The organism is Arthrobacter sp. zg-Y769 (assembly GCF_020907405.1).
Taxonomy (GTDB): Bacteria; Actinomycetota; Actinomycetes; order Actinomycetales; family Micrococcaceae; genus Arthrobacter_B.
In genome coordinates, this window is record NZ_JAJJOE010000010.1 from 1 (window position 1) to 17233 (window position 17233).

Genomic DNA, 17233 nt, shown 5'->3' on the forward strand with positions numbered 1-17233 from the left:
ACCCACTCCCCACCACAGCCGCGCGGGGGGGGGCCGGGGCAAACACAACGGCGGGAGGCCGTACAGCGGCCTCCCGCTTTTCTGTGGTTTCCGCTCTCAGCTCCGAGGGCCGGACCATAGCCCCGTCAGCAGGTAATGTGGAAGAAAACCCCGGGGTTCCATTTGTGAACTTCGGGTATTTGCGTTGCCGTCATGAAGGAGAAACCACCCCCATGAGCCTGAACGGACTGCGTGCCGCCCTCGCTGAGGACCCCTCGTACGCAAGGGTGCGGACCCTTTCCTCCCGGCCTCCAGCAGGCCGCAGCGAAGACCTGCAGATAGGTGCACCGCAGGGTATGCGCGCCGCCTTGCTGGCGGAAGTTGTGGACGGGCTGGCCGCGGCCGCCACCGGCGACGGTGTGCCGCCGGTGGTGCTGGCCGTTACGGCCACGGGACGCGAAGCCGAGGATCTGGCCGCGGCCCTGCGCAGCTACCTCCCGCTGGCCGGGATCGAGGAATTCCCCAGCTGGGAGACCCTGCCGCACGAGCGGCTTTCACCGCGCTCCGACACAGTGGGGCGGCGGCTGTCGGTGCTCCGCCGGCTGGAGCACCCGGAAACCGCGCCGGTGCAGATTGTGGTTGCCCCGGTGCGCGCCGTGGTCCAGCCGCTGGTTGCCGGACTGGGTGAACTTAAACCCGTGGCCCTGAAGGTGGGCCAGGAGCAGCCCTTCGACTCCGTGGTGTCCGCACTGGCGGAAGCCGCCTACGCACGGGTGGACATGGTCTCCCACCGGGGCGAATTCGCCGTGCGCGGCGGCATCCTGGACGTCTTCCCGCCCACCGAGGACCACCCCGTCCGCATCGACTTCTTCGGCGACGAAGTGGATTCCATGCGCTGGTTCGCGGTGGCGGATCAGCGGACCCTCACCGGGGAGCACATCACCCACCCTTCCGAGCTCTACGCCCCGCCCTGCCGCGAAATCCTGATCACGCCGTCGGTCATGAGCCGCGCCGCGAAGCTCAAGGACCAGATGCCGGCGGCCGCCGACATGCTGGAGAAGATCGCCGGCGGGATTGCGGTGGAGGGCATGGAATCGCTCGCCCCCGTCCTGGTGGACTCCATGGTCCCGCTGATGGGCGAATTGCCCCGCGGCTCCATTGCCGTGGTGATCGAGCCCGAAAAGGTCCGGGCACGTGCCCATGACCTAGCCGCCACCAACGAGGAGTTCCTGGCCGCCGCGTGGGCCACGGCGTCCGACGGCGGTGCGGCGCCCCTGGATCTCTCCGCCGCGCTTACTGCCGACCTCGACGCTGCCAGTTTCCGTTCCCTGGCGGACACGCGCACTGCCGCGCATGCCAATGACGTGGCCTGGTGGTCCATCACCTCCTTCAACCCCGATGACGAAACCGTCCTGGACATCGATACCATGACCATCAATGCCCGGGAACCCCGGGGGTACCGGGGCGATGTTGCGGAAATGATGGACTTCATCGGCGGCCGTGTCCGGGACGCCTGGCGCGTGGTGGTGGTGACTGAAGGCCCGGGCCCGGCTGCCCGCCTGGCCGAGCTCTTCAAGGAGAACGACATCCCCGCCGCCCTGGTGGATTCCGTGGATGAGGAACCGCGGCCCGGGGTCATCTCCATCACCACGGCAAGCGCCGGCCGCGGGTATGTCTTCGACAACCTCAAGACCGGCCTGCTGACAGAAGCGGACCTGCTCGGCCGCGCGAGTGCCTACTCCACCCGCGACATGCGCAAGATGCCCTCCAAGCGGCGCAACGCCGTCGACCCCCTGCAGCTGCAGGAGGGCGACTTTGTGGTCCATGAGCAGCACGGCGTGGGCAAGTTCATCGAACTGATCCAGCGGGCCACCGGAGCCGGCACCAACAAGACGGTGCGGGAGTACATGGTGCTCGAATACGCCTCCTCCAAGCGCGGGGCCCCCGGGGACCGGTTGTTTGTCCCCACCGACCAGCTGGACCAGATCACCCGCTATGTGGGTGGCGAAACGCCCGTCCTGTCCAAGATGGGCGGCTCCGACTGGGCCAAGACCAAGAGCCGCGCGCGCAAGGCGGTCAAGGAGATTGCGGGCGAGCTGATCCGGCTCTATTCCGCACGGATGGCGTCCAAGGGCCACGCCTTCGCTGCGGACACCCCGTGGCAGCGTGAACTCGAGGAAGCCTTCCCCTACATCGAGACCCCGGACCAGCTGACCACCATCAACGAGGTCAAGGCGGACATGGAGCGCGAAGTGCCCATGGACCGGCTGGTCTCCGGCGACGTGGGCTACGGCAAGACGGAGATTGCTGTCCGGGCGGCGTTCAAGGCCGTGCAGGACGGCAAGCAGGTGGCCGTGCTGGTGCCGACCACGCTGCTGGCCCAGCAGCACGTGGAGACCTTCGCCGAACGGTTCTCCGGCTTCCCGGTCCGGGTGCAGACGCTGTCCCGTTTCCAGACAGCCAAGGAAGCAAAGGAAGTGGTCGAAGGCGTAAAGAACGGCGCCGTGGACGTGGTCATCGGCACACACCGCCTGCTGTCGCAGGAAGTCCAGTTCAAGGACCTGGGCCTGGTGATCGTGGATGAGGAACAGCGCTTCGGCGTCGAACACAAGGAAGCGCTGAAGAAGATGCGCACCAATGTGGACGTGCTGGCCATGAGCGCCACCCCGATTCCCCGCACCCTGGAGATGTCCCTGACCGGGATCCGCGAAACCTCCACGCTGGCCACCCCGCCGGAGGAACGGCACCCGGTGCTCACTTACGTGGGCCCCTACACCGACAAGCAGGCTTCCGCGGCCATCCGCCGCGAACTGATGCGCGAGGGCCAGGTCTTCTTTGTCCACAACCGCGTCTCCTCGATTGACCGGACCGCCGCGCACCTGCGCGAGCTGATCCCGGAGGCACGTATCGCCGTCGCCCACGGCCAGATGAGCGAGTCCAAGCTCGAGCAGATCATTGTGGACTTCTGGGAGAAGCGTTTCGACGTGCTGGTCTGCACCACCATTATCGAAACGGGCCTGGATATCTCCAACGCCAACACCCTGATCGTGGACCGGGCGGACCACTTCGGGCTTTCGCAGCTGCACCAGCTGCGCGGCCGGGTGGGCCGCGGCCGGGAGCGGGCCTACGCCTACTTCCTGTACCCGTCCGAGAAGCCGCTGGGCGAGGTGGCCCTGGAGCGGCTGAAGGCCGTGGCCACGCACAACGAACTCGGTGCGGGCATGCAGCTGGCCATGAAGGACCTGGAGATCCGCGGGGCCGGCAACCTGCTGGGCGGGGAGCAGTCCGGCCACATTGCCGGCGTCGGCTTTGACCTGTACATCCGGCTCGTGGGCGAAGCCGTGGCCGACTACCGCGGCGAGGCCGAGGAAAAGGCAGCGGAAATGAAAATCGAGCTGCCGGTCAATGCCCATCTCCCGCACGACTACGTGCCGGGGGAGCGGCTGCGGCTGGAGGCCTACCGCAAACTGGCCTCGGCAGTGACCAACGAGGCGATCGACGAGGTCCTGGCCGAACTGGTGGACCGTTACGGCGAGCCGCCGCAGGAAGTGAAGAACCTCATCGATGTGGCCCGCTTCCGGGTGGATGCACGCGCCGCCGGGCTGACCGACATCGCGCAGCAGGGCAACTTCATTAAGTTCGCGCCGGCGGACCTGCCCGAATCGCGGACCATGCGGCTGCAGCGCATGTACCCCGGGGCGCTCGTCAAGCCGGCGTTGAATGCCGTACTGGTGCCCAAGCCGAAGACCGCCAGGATCGGCGGGCGGGATCTGGTGGACGCCGAAATCCTCGCCTGGGCCAAGCAGGTGCTGGACGCAGTATTCAAGGAGTAGAACGTCTGGCTAGCCCATCACCGCAATGACGAAGACGGCGGCGGCGGCCACTACGCAGGTAGCGAGTACCGCGTAACCGACGAGGACGATGCGCTGCTGCCGGGCCCGGTCCCGGCGCCATTCCCTGCGGGTCATGGTGGTAGTCATGTGTTGAATCTAGGGATCGTGGTCTCAGGCAGCTAAGAGTAGGAGACACCTGCTTCCCCCCGGCCACTACTCAGTTAAACAGCGATGCACCCCAGCCCGCGGACTGGAGTGCATCGCTGTCTGCGTGATGTGGCTACTCGTTGTGCGAGTAGCCCTTGGCCAGCTCGGTGGTGGTGTCGGAACGGCCGATGCTGAATGCCACGAGGTACATCCCGGTGGCGGCGATCAGCAGGACAGCCATCGGCCAGACATTGTCCAGCGTCAGGAAGTTCACCGCGTAGATGGCGCCAAGGAAGATGGCGAACATCACGGTGAAGATGAGGACGTTGCTGACCAGATGGCCCTCGCCCGAGTGTGAAGGCTGCTTTGACCGTGTTCCAACCATGAAGTTCTCCGTTTCAAAAAGTGTCAGTAGCTATGCCGGTCAGTAGTCCGACGTGGCTTTGCTTCCATTAACAATAGCGATTCCGGAGCTTGCCCCGATACGCGTGGCGCCGGCGTCGATCATTGCCCGGGCATCTTCGAGCGATCGGACACCTCCGGAAGCCTTGACTCCGAGGTCCGGGCCGACGGTGCGGCGCATCAGTGCGACGTCTTCGGCCGTGGCTCCGCCGCCGTTGAAACCGGTGGAGGTCTTGACGAAATCGGCTCCTGCCTCGACGGAGGCTTCGCAGGCCAGGACCTTCTGCTCATCGTTGAGCAGGGACGTTTCGATGATGACCTTGAGGATCCCGCCGGCAGCGTGGACGGCGTCGGCTACCGCTGCGATGTCGCGGACCAGGGCGGCCCGGTCTCCGCGGCGGGCTGCGGCGATGTCGATGACCATGTCGATCTCATCTGCGCCGTCCTGAAGGGCGCCCTGGGCTTCGAAGACCTTCACCTCGGTGGTGGTGGCTCCCAGCGGGAAGCCGATAACCGAGCAGGTAAGCACTCCGCTGCCCTTCAGGGCGTTGCGGACCGTGCCGACCCAGATCGGGTTAACGCAGACGGACTTGAACTGGTATTCAGCGGCTTCGGAGCAGACCCGGAGGATGTCGTCGCGGCTGGCCTCGGGTTTGAGGAGCGTGTGATCAATATACGAGGCAATGGGTGTAGACATGGGATCCATCTTGCCACAAGGCAGTGGTGCCGCGTGGTCGAGATCACGGCCGCGGCGGGCTGTAATCGACGGGCAACGTACCTAGGTTGCACGCCGGAAACGACAAAGGCCCGGGTGCCCCGCGTCTTAGCGGTTCATCCGGGCCCTGACGGGATTTACTGCGTGTGCGGCCACATGCCGAACGGCTGGACTAGCTTGCCGGGTGACTGGGAGGCCGGAGCGGCAGAGGCCGCTGCCGGTGCTGCGACACCCGCTCCCGCAATTACGGCTGATAGCAACAGTGCTGCACCGAGTTTCTTCATTTCTACTCCTCAATTGAACGGGCTCATCAAGACACCTGAAGTATAGCTACACATTTTGACGACATCGCTGCACTCGGATCTTTCTTGTAGAAAAACTGAGGACAACCTGGACAGCTGGTAAGAATTGACGGAGGCGGCGTGCGTCATATCTTTTGAGGAATCGGCGGTATGCCATGACAATAGAGTCCAGTCCCGCGGGATTTTTACTACCAGAAGGTGCCCTTGCCATGGACAGCAATACAGTCTTCGTTTTGAACGAATACCGTGCCGCACAAGCAAAAGCCCGACGGGAGTATGCTTCCGCGATTGAGTATTCCCGCCTGGCGGCGCAGGCTGCGGTCGCAACTGCAGACAATCGGGGTTTCTGCCGCATGACGTTCAACATTGCGGAGCTTCAACTTGAATTGGGACAGGTCGAAGCGTGTTTCGCCACCGGCAAAGCCCTGCTCGCGACCGAGGCGATCAACGACTTTCCCGATTATCAATCCCGGGCAAGAGTACTGATAACCCATGCACTGCAGGACAAGGGCGAGATGAGCGGGGCGCTTGCCGCTGCCCGTGAAGCGTCGAACGTCCCGCAGGAGGTGCTTCCGTCAGGGAGCCGGCTCAACGTTCAACACGTGCTTGTTGCAGCGCTTGCCGAAGAGGGGGATACCGAGGGAGCGTGGGAGGAGGCTATGAATCTCGCCACCATGGTGTCCTCCGAGGCGAGCCCGCGGGTGAAAGGCATCGCGTGCTGGGCGATTGGCAACGCAGCCTTTGTGTCGGCCCGGATCGAAGAAGGATTGAAGTACCACCGGCGGGCGGCGGAGGACTTAGCCTCCGTGAGTGATGTCCGGAACTGGGCGCAATTCAACAAGGCATCCGCCCATTTTCGTCTGGCAGCCGGACTTGTGGAAGAAGAGACCGGTGAATGCATCAGGCGAGCCGAGGTGGCCTTTGAAGTCGCTGGTGTGGCTGAGATAGACCGAATTGAAATGCTTATAACGCGGGCTTGGTGGGAATTTGAGTCGGGAAGCGCGAGTACGGCAGAAAGGCTGCTGCGTTCGGTGGAAAGGCAAGCCTCAGATAGCCATCCCTTCCTGCAGGGACGCTCATTGCTGCTTCTGGCGCGCTGCCTCTACTCCTTGGATCGTAAAACCGAAGCCAGGAACTGCGCGATGCAATGTGAAAGCATCTTTACCAAGCTGGGGGCTGACGTGTATGCGTCCGAATCACGGGAACTCATTGACACAGGTGGAGAGCCGGTCGCATAATCGCAAGTCACCGAATTCAGGTTTCAGCATCTCGATGAATGAGTAATAAAGGCGCATACTACGAGCTGGGCTACCGATTCCACGCGGTGACTCCGGAAGCACCGGTACGGTAAGGCATATTCCGCTGCATTGAGGTCCTGCGCGGCGACTTGGGGGAAGCTATGACAAGACAGGAAACGGTGCAGCACAACAGCTCCGGCCCGCACAGCGACAGCTCGCTCCGGAGCATGTCTAAAAGTGCAGGACCCGATTCTGGAATCGGGATCCAAAACCCTTCATCGCCCGGCGAAGCCCTGGTAAATCTGGCGGATGAGGGACACCTCGTGCTGGTACTGCCTCCAAACGAGGTGATTACCGGGTCCATGGCTGTCGCCGTTGCCGAAAAGATCGACCGTCTGGCGGCTGCGCACAGTCTCCCGCTGCTGCTGACACTGACGGGTGTGGAATCTATTTCCCGTAGTGCCCGGGACGTCTTCAGTGCTGCACGTTCCCTGTCCGCCGTCGCCGTCATTGGTGTTTCTCCGGTGGACCGGGTGATCGCGAATTTCCTGCTTGGCGGAGAGGTCCAGCCTTGTCCCACCAAGTATTTTTCGCAGGAAGACGATGCCCTGACCTGGCTTAGAAGGTACGACACGTGATTCGTTCACAAGAGGGAGCCGGGGACCAGCCGGCGGACCCGCGCCTCGGCCAGATCGTCGAAGGCATTGTCAGGATCGCAGCGGGAAACCTCGCCTCCCGAATTCCGGTTTCATCTGCCCGCGACCAGGTTGATGCCGTCAGCACGGGCATTAACCTCCTGGCAGCGGAACTGGACGACATGTACCAGGACATGGAGCAGCGGGTGGAGTCCCGCACGCTGGAACTCCGCGAAGCGCACCAACAGGTGCAGCGGATGGCGCTTTCGGATCCGCTCACCGGACTGAGTAACCGGATCGACTTGATGCAGCAGGTCCAGCAGTCTCTGACGGACTGGGATGGTAGGGAGTCCGCACCGGCCGTGCTGATGATCGATTTGGATGGGTTCAAGGAAATCAACGACAGCTTTGGACACAAGGCCGGGGACCTGGTGTTGCAGGACGTAGCGGCACGGTTGCTCGCCTCGGTGCCGGAGGAAAGCGTCGTAGCGCGGCTCGGCGGTGACGAGTTTGCGGTTCTGCTCCCCGGGGTTTCGAGGTTATCGGCACTCGCGGCCGCGGAAAGGATCCAGGCGGCTTTGGGAGTGCGGACCGTTCTGGAGGGACTGGACATTTGGCCTCGTGCCAGCATCGGCGTGCATCTGGCTGAGTCCGGGCAATCCGCCGAGGATCTGCTGCTCCGCGCGGACACGGCCATGTATAAGGCGAAGGAGGATGGGCCGGGCCTGGTCCGGTTATTTGAACCGGTAATGCTCTATGCCCGCCAGTTGCGACGGGAAATGGCCTCTGATCTACGTAATGCCATTGAACGCAACGAGTTTCGGTTGGCATTCCAGCCCGTCGTTGATCTGGTCACCGGAAAGATGCAGGGGGCGGAGGTGCTCCTGCGCTGGGATCATCCGACGCAGGGACTGGTCATGCCGGATATCTTCATTCCACTGGCGGAGGAAAGCGGAGCCATCCTGGGGATCGGACGCTGGGTGATGCGGTCGGCCCTGGAGCAGCTAGCGGCTTGGCGTGCGGCGGGCCAGGACCAGGACGGCTTCCATATCCGCGTCAATGTCTCCCCGTCCCAACTGCAGAGCATGGACCTCGCGGACTATGCCCGGGCGCAGTTGCGCGAAACCGGCGCAGCACCCCGGGACCTGATCCTGGAAATCACCGAGAGCGCCTTCGTGGGCAGCGGGGACGTGGAGACTTACTCCATGAGATCGCTCAAGGCTCTGGGTGTCCGCTTGGAAATTGACGATTTCGGCACGGGCTATTCGTCCATCAGCTACCTGCGGCGCCTGCCGGTGGACACCGTCAAGGTGGACCGTGCGCTGATCGCCGAAATCAGCCGTGACGAAGGGCAGCTGCAGTTCGTGGACGCGGTCCATAGGCTGATCCAGGCAGCCGGAATGGAAGCCGTCTTCGAAGGGATAGAGACCCTGCAACAGGCTGAACTACTGCAGGAGATGGGCTGCTGCAGCGGCCAGGGCTACTATTTCAGCCGGCCGCTCACCGCCGAGCAGGTGGGGACGCTCCTGGCCAGCGGCAGTCGCCTGCCGCTGGCCACGGAACTGCTGGCATAACCGGACACTGCTGGCCTAACGGGACGCCCGGGGCACAGAAGCTCAGTTCCGGACCCGGTACCGCAGGAACACGACGCCGTTGGCGAAGCGTTTCTCCTCCAGCAGTTCCAGGTCCAGCCGCAGACCGTCCGGCAGGAACCGCTTCCCGCCGCCGACGATCACGGGGGAGAGCAGCTGCTGCAGCTCGTCGACCAGTCCAGCCTTCAGCGCCTGGCCGGCGAGGTTCGCTGCGCCCACGGACACGTCGCCGTCGGACGCCTCCACGAGCGCCCGCACGGCAGCGGGACGAAACTCCCGCTCCAGCCGCGTGCGCGGCGCGGAGACCTCGGAGAGCGAACGGGAAAAGACCACCTTGTCCGCCGCCTGCCAGATCCGGGCGTATTCGTGGATGGCAGGCGGCTCGTCCTCGGCGGGCACGGCATCCCAGTAAGCCATCACCTCATACAGTTGCCGCCCCAGCAGATGCGTGCGTACGTCGCGCTCCAGCTCATTGACGAAGGAGTGGACCGCTTCATCGGGCATGCTCCAGTCAAAGGAACCGGACTCGTCCGCTATGTACCCGTCGAGCGAAGTGATGCTTGTGTAGATCAGCCGTCCCATGCCGGCCTCCTTGCCTGGTTAAAGTCCCAGGGCCGTCCGTACATCCGCCAGCACTGCGTCCAGGGTGGCACGTGCGTTGGAACGCGCAGTCGGCAACTCTGCCGCCGAACCGACGGGCTCAATCACTTCGAGGTAGCACTTGAGCTTGGGCTCGGTTCCGCTGGGGCGGATGATGACCCGGGTGTTGTTTCGGGTAATGTACCGCAGCCCGTCTGTGGGAGGCAGTCCGTTGGCGCCTTCGGAAAGATCGACGGCGGTTTCCACCGGGGAGCCGGCGAAGGAGGCAGGGGGGTGCTCGCGCAGCCGCTGCATCATTTCCGTGAGCAGGCCCAGGTTCTCCACCCGGACGGAGAGCTGATCGCTCTGGTGCAGGCCGTGCGCCAGGGCGAGCTCGTCGAGCTCGTCGAAGAGGGTCCGGCCGGAGGCCTTCAGGGAGGCCGCAAGTTCGGCCAGGAGCACGCCGGCGGAGATGCCGTCCTTGTCCCGGACCAGTCCGGGAGCCACGCAGTAGCCCAGCGCTTCCTCGTAGCCGTAGGTCAGCTTCGGCACCCGGGAGATCCACTTGAAGCCGGTCAGGGTTTCCTGGTGCTCGAATCCTGCAGCGTCCGCGATGCGGGCCAGCAGACGGGAGGAAACAATCGAGTTGGCAAAGACCACGCCGGAGCGGGTTTTCTCACCCCGTACCTTCCAGCGGCCGGCAGCGATCCGCCGGGCAATGTGGCGGCCCAGCAGGGCACCCACTTCATCACCGCGCAGCATCCGCCAAGCACCCGTGGCGGGATCCTTGGCGGCGACGGCGGCGCGGTCGGCGTCGGGGTCATTGGCCAGGACCAGGTCGGCATCCCGTTCCGCGGCAAGCTTCAAGGCGAGGTCCAGCGCGCCCGGCTCCTCCGGATTCGGGAAGGCAACGGTGGGGAAGTCCGGGTCCGGCAGCGCCTGCTCGGGAACGAGGGTCACCGAGGTGAAACCGGCTCCGCGAAGTACGGCGGACATGGTTTCGCCGCCGACGCCGTGCATGGGCGTCAGGACAATGTCCAGGTCCCGTGCCGGGTAGCCTTCGCGGTGGGCCAGATCGTCCACGGCACCGATGTAGTCGGCGATCAGGGACTCGGAGACCTCCGTGTAGCCGTCCGGTGCCAGCTCGATGGAGCCCAGCGGCACGGTGTAGTCAATCCGCGCGGCGATCTCGGCGTCGTAAGGCGTGACAATCTGCGCGCCGCGGCCCGGGCCCTTGACCGTACGGCCGCCCAGATAGACCTTGTAGCCGTTGTCCGCGGCCGGGTTGTGGCTGGCCGTGACCATCACGCCCGCGTCCGTGTCCAGGGCGCGCACCGCATAGGCGAGCAGCGGCGTCGGCAGCGTGCAGGGGAGTAGGAACGTTTCGATGCCCGCGGCGCCGAAAACGGCGGCCGTCTCCAGGGCGAAGTCCTTCGACTTGTACCGGGCGTCGTACCCGATGACGGCGCTGGGGGTCCAGCTGTCACCGGCGGTGTCCTGCAGGAAGGAAGCGATACCGGCGGCGGTGCGGCGCACCACCACGCGGTTCATCCGGTTGGGTCCGGCGCCCAGCTCCGCACGCAGCCCCGCGGTTCCGAACTCGAGCGTGCCGGCAAACCGGTCGGCCAGCTCCTGCGCCGCTGCGGCAGCCCCGGCGTCCGTACCGTCCGCGATGGTGCGCAGAAGGGTACGGAGCTGGCGCACGGTGTCAGGGTCGGGGTCGCTGTCCGCCCATTCCTGCGCGGAGGCGGTGAGTTCTTCAAGTTCAGCGGGAATCAGAGTCATGTTGGATACCTAATGTTGCTGGTGCGGATAGCTGTGCGGCGGGAGCTGCTAGATCTTGTTGATGATCTCGGCGAGCAGCTTGGAGATGCGCGGTCCGGCGGCCTGGCCCGCTTCCAGGACCTCACCGTGGCTCAGGGCCACCGGGCTGATGCCGGCAGCGAGGTTGGTGACCAGGGAGATGCCGAAGACCTCCATGCCGGCGTGCCGTGCGGCAATGGCTTCGAGTGCCGTGGACATGCCCACCAGGTCGGCGCCGATGGTCTTGGCGTAGCGGACCTCGGCCGGGGTTTCGTAGTGCGGGCCGGTGAACTGTGCGTAGACGCCTTCGTCAAGGGTGGGATCTACGCTGCGGGCCACATCGCGCAGGCGCGAAGAGTAAAGGTCGGTCAGGTCCACGAAGGTGGCGCCTTCGAGCGGGGACGTAGCCGTGAGGTTCAGGTGGTCGCTGATGAGCACCGGAGTGCCCGGCTGCCACTCGGGGTTCAGCCCGCCGCAGCCATTGGTGAGGACCATGACCTTCGCACCCGCGGCAGCTGCGGTGCGGACACCGTGGACGACGGCGCGCACGCCCTTGCCCTCGTAGTAGTGGGTGCGTGCACCCAGGACCAGGGCGCGCTTTCCATCGGTGGTGAGGACGGAGCGGATGGTGCCCACATGACCCTGCACGGAGGGGGCGGAGAAGCCCGGGATATCGGAGGCGGAGAGCGTTGCGGTGGTCTCGCCGATCAGTTCGGCGGCTTCACCCCAGCCGCTGCCGAGCACCAGGGCTATGTCGTGGGAGGGCACGCCGGTGTGCTCTGCAATGTAGTCGGCGGCCTGCTGGGCAAGTTCAAATGGGTCGTTAGTCACTTAACAAACTTACAGCCTGCGGGGACCGCCGGAGTCCGCGCCGGCGGCCACCGTTTGAGCGCCGTCACGGGATGGGACAGAATAGAGCCTTGTGACCAGCCAACTAGATTTTACTGCCCGGAAACTTGCGATTCTCGGAGGGGGCCCCGGCGGCTATGAGGCTGCCCTCGTGGCCGCATCCCTCGGTGCGGACGTAACCATTGTCGAACGGCAGGGGTTGGGCGGCTCCGCAGTGCTCACCGACGTCGTTCCCTCCAAGACCCTGATCGCCACTGCCGATGTGATGACCCGGATGAACGCTGCGCGGAACCTCGGCGTGGAATTCGGGGACGTGGCCTCGCCTGTCTTTGCGGACCTGAAGGTGGTCAACCACCGTCTGCTGGCCCTGGCCAAGGAACAGTCGAACGACATCCGCAGCACCCTCGAACGGGTGGGAGTGAAAGTAAAGATCGGCGACGGCCGGCTGCTGGACAACTCCACCATCGAGGTCACCGCCGCCGACGGCACCGTGGAGACGGTCAAGGCCGAGGCGCTGCTGATTGCCACCGGCGCGAACCCCCGCGAGCTGGAGACCTCCGTGCCTGACGGTGAACGGATCTTCACCTGGAAGCAGATTTACAACCTCACCGAGGTTCCGGAGCACCTGATCGTTATCGGCTCCGGCGTGACCGGCGCCGAATTTGCGTCCGCCTACAACGGCCTGGGCACCAAGGTCACGCTGATCTCCAGCCGTGACCGCGTGCTGCCGGGCGAGGACGCCGACGCCGCCGTCGTGCTGGAAGACGTTTTCCAGGCCCGCGGGATGACCGTGCTCAGCAGGTCCCGCGCCGACTCCGTGAAGAACACCGGCGACGGCGTGCTGGTGACGCTTTCGGACGGACGCACCCTTGAGGGCAGCCACTGCCTGGTTGCCGTGGGTGCCATCCCGAACACCGCCGGGATCGGGCTGGAAGAGGCCGGCGTGCAGCTGGACGAACGCGGCCAGATCCGGGTCGACGGCGTCTCCCGCACCACGGCGGACAACGTCTACGCCGCAGGCGACTGCACCGGCGTGTTCAACCTGGCGTCCGTGGCAGCCATGCAGGGCCGCATCGCGGTGGCGCACCTGATGGGCGACGGCGTGAGGCCGCTGAAGCTCAAGACGGTGGCTTCGAATATCTTCACCTCCCCGGAGATTGCGTCCGTAGGCGTCACCGAGGCCGACGTGGCCGAGGGCCGCTACCAGGGCGACGTCATCAAGCTGTCCCTGCACACCAATGCACGGGCCAAGATGATGGACGTCAAGGAGGGCTTTGTGAAGATCATTGCCCGCAAGGGGTCCGGCAGCGTCATCGGCGGCGTCGTCGTGGGACCGCGTGCCTCGGAGCTGATCTTCCCGATTGCCATCGCCGTCACCCAGAAGCTGCACGTGGATGACCTCGCCAACACGTTTGCCGTGTATCCGTCCCTCACCGGGTCCATTTCGGAAGCCGCACGGCGGCTGCACGTACACCTGTAGGAATTTCCCTTCTCCATCCCGCGTCCGCGGCGGATTATCCGTCCGCGGGCGCGGGATTTTTTCTGCCCGGATTTCGGTTCGGTGAAATATTTGTCCAGTATTTGGACACAAATCTCAAATAACGGACGCAAGCTCCTACGATGTGGATACTTCACTTCCTCTTGCGAAAGACTTCCAATGTCTACATCGAAACCCTCCGCGGCGCCGGCGCCGGCCAAGGCCAATTCCAAGAGCCGCGTTATTGTTGCCAGCCTGATCGGCACCTCCATTGAGTTCTATGACTTTTATGTCTATGCAACCGCCGCCGTCCTCGTTTTTCCCCGGTTGTTCTTCCCGGAGGCCGAGGGCGCCACGGCACTGCTGAGTTCCTTCGCCGTGTTCGGGGTGGCCTTTATTGCCCGCCCGCTCGGCTCGATCATTTTCGGGCACTTCGGGGACAAGGTGGGCCGCAAGGGAACCCTGGTCGCCTCGCTGCTGACCATGGGCATTGCCACGTTCCTGATCGGCTGCCTGCCGACTGCGGACATGGCCGGCTGGAGCTTCTGGGCTCCCGCCCTCCTGGTGGTTATGCGCTTCGCCCAGGGTCTGGCCCTCGGCGGGGAATGGAGCGGCGCTGCGCTGCTCGCCACGGAAAACGCACCGGCGAACAAGCGTGCGGTGTGGGGAACGTTCCCGCAACTGGGCGCACCCATCGGGTTCATCCTGGCCAACAGCCTGTTCCTGCTGCTGAGCATGCAGCTGACCGATGAGCAGTTCATGGGCTGGGGCTGGCGCGTGCCGTTCCTGGCCAGCGCCGTGATGGTCATCATCGGACTCTATGTCCGGCTGAAGCTGGTCGAGACTCCGGCCTTCCAGAAGGCGCTCGATTCCGGTGAAGTGAAGAAGCTGCCCCTGGGCCAGGCGTTCCGGTTCAGCTGGCGCCAGATGATTGCCGGCACGTTCATCATGCTGGCCACGTACGTGCTCTTCTACCTGATGACCACCTTCACCCTGTCCTACGGCACGACCGCCAAGACCGAGGAAGCGGCCCGTGCCGCGGCCGAGAAGGCAGGCAAGGCGTTCGACCCGGAGGCCTTTGCCGCCGGTCTGGGCTACGCCCGCAACGACTTCCTGATCATGCTGATCATCGGCGTGGTGTTCTTCGGCATCTTCACCCTGGTGGCCGGGCCGCTGGCGGAGAAGTACGGCCGGCGCAAGACGCTGCTGGTGGTGACCGCCGGGATCTTCGCCTTCGGCTTCACCTTCGCGCCGCTGTTCGACGGCGGCACCGTGGGCGTCATGGCGCTGCTGATCATCGGCTTCACCCTGATGGGCCTGACCTTCGGGCCCATGGGAGCCCTGCTGCCGGAACTCTTCCCGACCAACGTGCGCTACACAGGCTCGGCGATTGCCTACAACTTCTCCTCGATCCTGGGTGCGGCCGTGGCTCCGTTCATCGCCGTTGCCCTCTGGCAGGCCGCCGACGGCAGCCCGTGGCTGGTGGGCATCTACCTGTCCTCCATGGCGGTGCTGACCCTGATCGCGCTGTTCGTGACCAAGGAGACGCGCGACGTCGACTACGAAAACAATTCCAGCGAGGCCGTGAAGGTCCTCTAGCCGGTTCATTCAACGCAGGCAGGCCCGGTTCCCCGTGGGGGAGCCGGGCCTGCCTGCGTTTGCTGCTTAGTCTCTTTTTGCTGCTTAGTCCCTGATCGAGGCGATGACGGCGCCGGCGGACACGGTCGCGCCGGGAAGGGCGCTCAGGCCCGTGACGGTGCCGGACTTGTGCGCGGTGAGCGGCTGTTCCATCTTCATGGCCTCCAGCACCACTACGAGGTCGCCCTCGCGTACCACCGCTCCGTCTTCGACGGCCACCTTGACGATGGTTCCCTGCATGGGGGAAGTGAGGTCATCGCCCGCGGCTGCGGTGGACGCCCCGCCCCGGGAGCGCTTGCGTGCCTTGCCGTTGCCGTTGCCGCGGGCGCCGTTGGCAGCACCGCCGGCGGAACCGCCGAGGCCGGCCGGGAGCACAACCTCGAGCCGCTTGCCGCCTACTTCAACGGTGACGCGCCGGCGCTCGTCGTCGTCGTCGTCGGCCGTGCCCGCCTCCCCGCTCCAGGCCGGGATGGTGTTCGCGAACTCGGTCTCGATCCAGCGGGTATGGACGCCGAAAGCGTCCTCGCCGGTGAAGGCCGGGTCCGCAGTCACGGCGCGGTGGAAGGGCAGTACGGTGGGCAGGCCGGCGACGTCGATTTCGGCCAGGGCGCGCCGTGCCCGCTGGAGTGCCTCGCGGCGCGTGGCACCGGTGACAATCAGCTTGGCGAGCATGGAATCGAAGTTTCCGCCCACGGTTTCGCCCGCTTCAATGCCCGAGTCCACGCGGACGCCGGGGCCGGTGGGCAGCTTGAACTCGGAGACGGTGCCGGGGGCGGGCATGAAGTTGCGTCCCGGGTCTTCCCCGTTGATGCGGAACTCGAAGGAGTGGCCGCGCACTTCCGGGTCGCCGTAGCCCAGTGCCTCGCCGCGGGCGATGCGGAACTGTTCGCGGACCAGGTCCAGGCCGGTGACTTCCTCGGACACGGGGTGCTCAACCTGGAGGCGCGTGTTGACCTCGAGGAAGGAAATGGTGCCGTCCTTCCCGACCAGGAATTCGCAGGTTCCGGCACCCTGGTAGCCGGCCTCCTTGAGGATGGCCTTCGACGCCGAGTAGAGGCTGGCGTTCTGCTCCTCGGTGAGGAACGGCGCCGGAGCTTCCTCGACGAGCTTCTGGTTCCGGCGCTGCAGGGAGCAGTCACGGGTGGAGACGACGACGACGTTGCCGTAGGCGTCCGCCAGGCACTGGGTTTCCACATGGCGCGGGGCATCCAGGAAGCGCTCGATGAAGCACTCTCCCCGGCCGAAGGCCGCCGTAGCCTCACGGACTGCGGAGTCGAACATTTCGGGGATCTCTTCGCGGGTCCGGGCCACCTTGATGCCGCGGCCGCCGCCGCCGAATGCTGCCTTGATGGCCAGAGGCAGGCCGTGCCGGTCCGCGAAGTCCAGGACATCCTGGGCGGATTCAACCGGATCCGGGGTGCCCGGGACCAGGGGTGCGCCCACCTTGGCGGCAATGTGGCGGGCCTGGACCTTGTCCCCGAGCTGCGAGATGGCGCTGGGGGAGGGGCCGATCCAGGTCAGGCCGGCGTCGATGACGCGCTGGGCGAACTCGGCATTCTCGGAGAGGAAGCCGTAGCCGGGGTGGATGGCGTCGGCACCCGAGCGGGCGGCGGCGTCGAGGATCTTGCCCATGTCCAGGTAGGACTCGGCTGCGGTGCTGCCGCCCAGGGCATAGGCCTCGTCGGCGAGGCGCACGTGCAGGGCGTCGCGGTCGGGATCTGCATAGACCGCTACAGCCGCAATGCCTTCATCGCGGGCGGCGCGGATGACGCGGACCGCAATCTCGCCGCGGTTGGCAATGAGGATCTTGTTGAGTGCCTTGGCGGGGGTCGCAGCAGGCGCGGGGGTGTTCTGGCTCATTGGTGCACTGGCTCCTTTTGATCTGTTCGGAGCCTAGCGCGGTTTTGTGGTCATGGGCCATAATGCGTGCTGTTTCTGCGTGGGAACCGGCGGATCGTTGTGGGGATTCTACAAAGCGGGACGGGTGTCTGGGGTGCGTGGCGTCTGGGTGGGTGCGTGGACGCTGTCCCTCTGGTCCGGCTTC

General features: G+C 65.1%; 13 protein-coding genes. 6 read left to right on the top strand and 7 right to left on the bottom strand.

From position 1 onward, the window contains the following. Nucleotides 1-212: 212 nt before the first annotated feature. Nucleotides 213-3812: a transcription-repair coupling factor gene (gene mfd, locus LOC60_RS10445; protein ID WP_230024945.1), complete on the top strand. Its 3600-nt coding sequence runs from the start codon at nt 213-215 to the stop codon at nt 3810-3812. A gap of 9 nt (nt 3813-3821) precedes the next feature. Here mfd and LOC60_RS10450 read toward each other — a convergent pair whose 3' ends face one another. The 3 genes from LOC60_RS10450 to deoC form a co-directional block, all read right to left on the bottom strand. Next, nucleotides 3822-3959, bottom strand: coding sequence for a hypothetical protein (locus LOC60_RS10450; RefSeq protein WP_230024946.1), 138 nt, complete (start codon nt 3957-3959; stop codon nt 3822-3824). 133 nt (nt 3960-4092) lie between these two features. Next, entirely contained in the window at nt 4093-4344 is a 252-nt protein-coding gene (locus LOC60_RS10455) for a hypothetical protein (protein ID WP_230024948.1), read from the bottom strand. A gap of 39 nt (nt 4345-4383) precedes the next feature. Further along, entirely contained in the window at nt 4384-5058 is a 675-nt protein-coding gene (gene deoC, locus LOC60_RS10460; RefSeq protein WP_230024950.1) for a deoxyribose-phosphate aldolase, read from the bottom strand. A gap of 529 nt (nt 5059-5587) precedes the next feature. On the opposite strand from deoC, the gene LOC60_RS10465 reads away from it, so the two are divergent. The 3 genes from LOC60_RS10465 to LOC60_RS10475 all read left to right on the top strand — a co-directional run bounded on the left by LOC60_RS10465 (nt 5588) and on the right by LOC60_RS10475 (nt 8825). Then, the gene (locus tag LOC60_RS10465) at nt 5588-6616 is read left to right on the top strand and encodes a hypothetical protein (protein ID WP_230024952.1); all 1029 of its coding nucleotides are present in this window, start codon (nt 5588-5590) and stop codon (nt 6614-6616) included. A 227-nt stretch (nt 6617-6843) separates the two neighbouring features. Then, nucleotides 6844-7254, top strand: coding sequence for a DUF7793 family protein (locus tag LOC60_RS10470; RefSeq protein ID WP_230024954.1), 411 nt, complete (start codon nt 6844-6846; stop codon nt 7252-7254). Beyond that, nucleotides 7251-8825 carry a putative bifunctional diguanylate cyclase/phosphodiesterase gene (locus tag LOC60_RS10475; protein ID WP_230024956.1) on the top strand — a complete coding sequence of 525 codons (1575 nt, stop codon included), beginning with the start codon at nt 7251-7253 and terminating at the stop codon, nt 8823-8825. The genes LOC60_RS10470 and LOC60_RS10475 overlap by 4 nt, the downstream gene beginning before the upstream one ends. Before the next feature lie 42 nt (nt 8826-8867). On the opposite strand, the gene LOC60_RS10480 is transcribed toward LOC60_RS10475, so the two are convergent. The 3 genes from LOC60_RS10480 to LOC60_RS10490 are packed head-to-tail and all read right to left on the bottom strand — an operon-like array spanning nt 8868 to nt 12056. Beyond that, a complete protein-coding gene (locus LOC60_RS10480) occupies nt 8868-9425 on the bottom strand; it encodes a dihydrofolate reductase family protein (RefSeq protein WP_230024958.1) in 558 nt (185 codons plus the stop codon). Nucleotides 9426-9443: 18 nt separating this feature from the next. Next, nucleotides 9444-11207 (bottom strand): phospho-sugar mutase, encoded by a 1764-nt coding sequence (locus LOC60_RS10485; protein ID WP_230024960.1) that lies wholly within the window; start codon nt 11205-11207, stop codon nt 9444-9446. Between the two features lie 48 nt (nt 11208-11255). After that, nucleotides 11256-12056 (bottom strand): purine-nucleoside phosphorylase, encoded by an 801-nt coding sequence (locus tag LOC60_RS10490; RefSeq protein WP_230024962.1) that lies wholly within the window; start codon nt 12054-12056, stop codon nt 11256-11258. Nucleotides 12057-12147: 91 nt separating this feature from the next. Here LOC60_RS10490 and LOC60_RS10495 point away from each other — a divergent pair, with 91 nt between their 5' ends. Together LOC60_RS10495 and LOC60_RS10500 are read left to right on the top strand one after the other, a co-directional pair. Then, nucleotides 12148-13554, top strand: a complete 1407-nt coding sequence (locus LOC60_RS10495; protein WP_230024964.1) for an NAD(P)H-quinone dehydrogenase — start codon at nt 12148-12150, stop codon at nt 13552-13554. A 177-nt stretch (nt 13555-13731) separates the two neighbouring features. Beyond that, nucleotides 13732-15150 (top strand): MFS transporter, encoded by a 1419-nt coding sequence (locus tag LOC60_RS10500; protein WP_230024966.1) that lies wholly within the window; start codon nt 13732-13734, stop codon nt 15148-15150. An 84-nt stretch (nt 15151-15234) separates the two neighbouring features. Here LOC60_RS10500 and LOC60_RS10505 read toward each other — a convergent pair whose 3' ends face one another. Next, the gene (locus LOC60_RS10505; RefSeq protein WP_230024968.1) at nt 15235-17049 is read right to left on the bottom strand and encodes an acetyl/propionyl/methylcrotonyl-CoA carboxylase subunit alpha; all 1815 of its coding nucleotides are present in this window, start codon (nt 17047-17049) and stop codon (nt 15235-15237) included. Nucleotides 17050-17233: the final 184 nt, after the last annotated feature.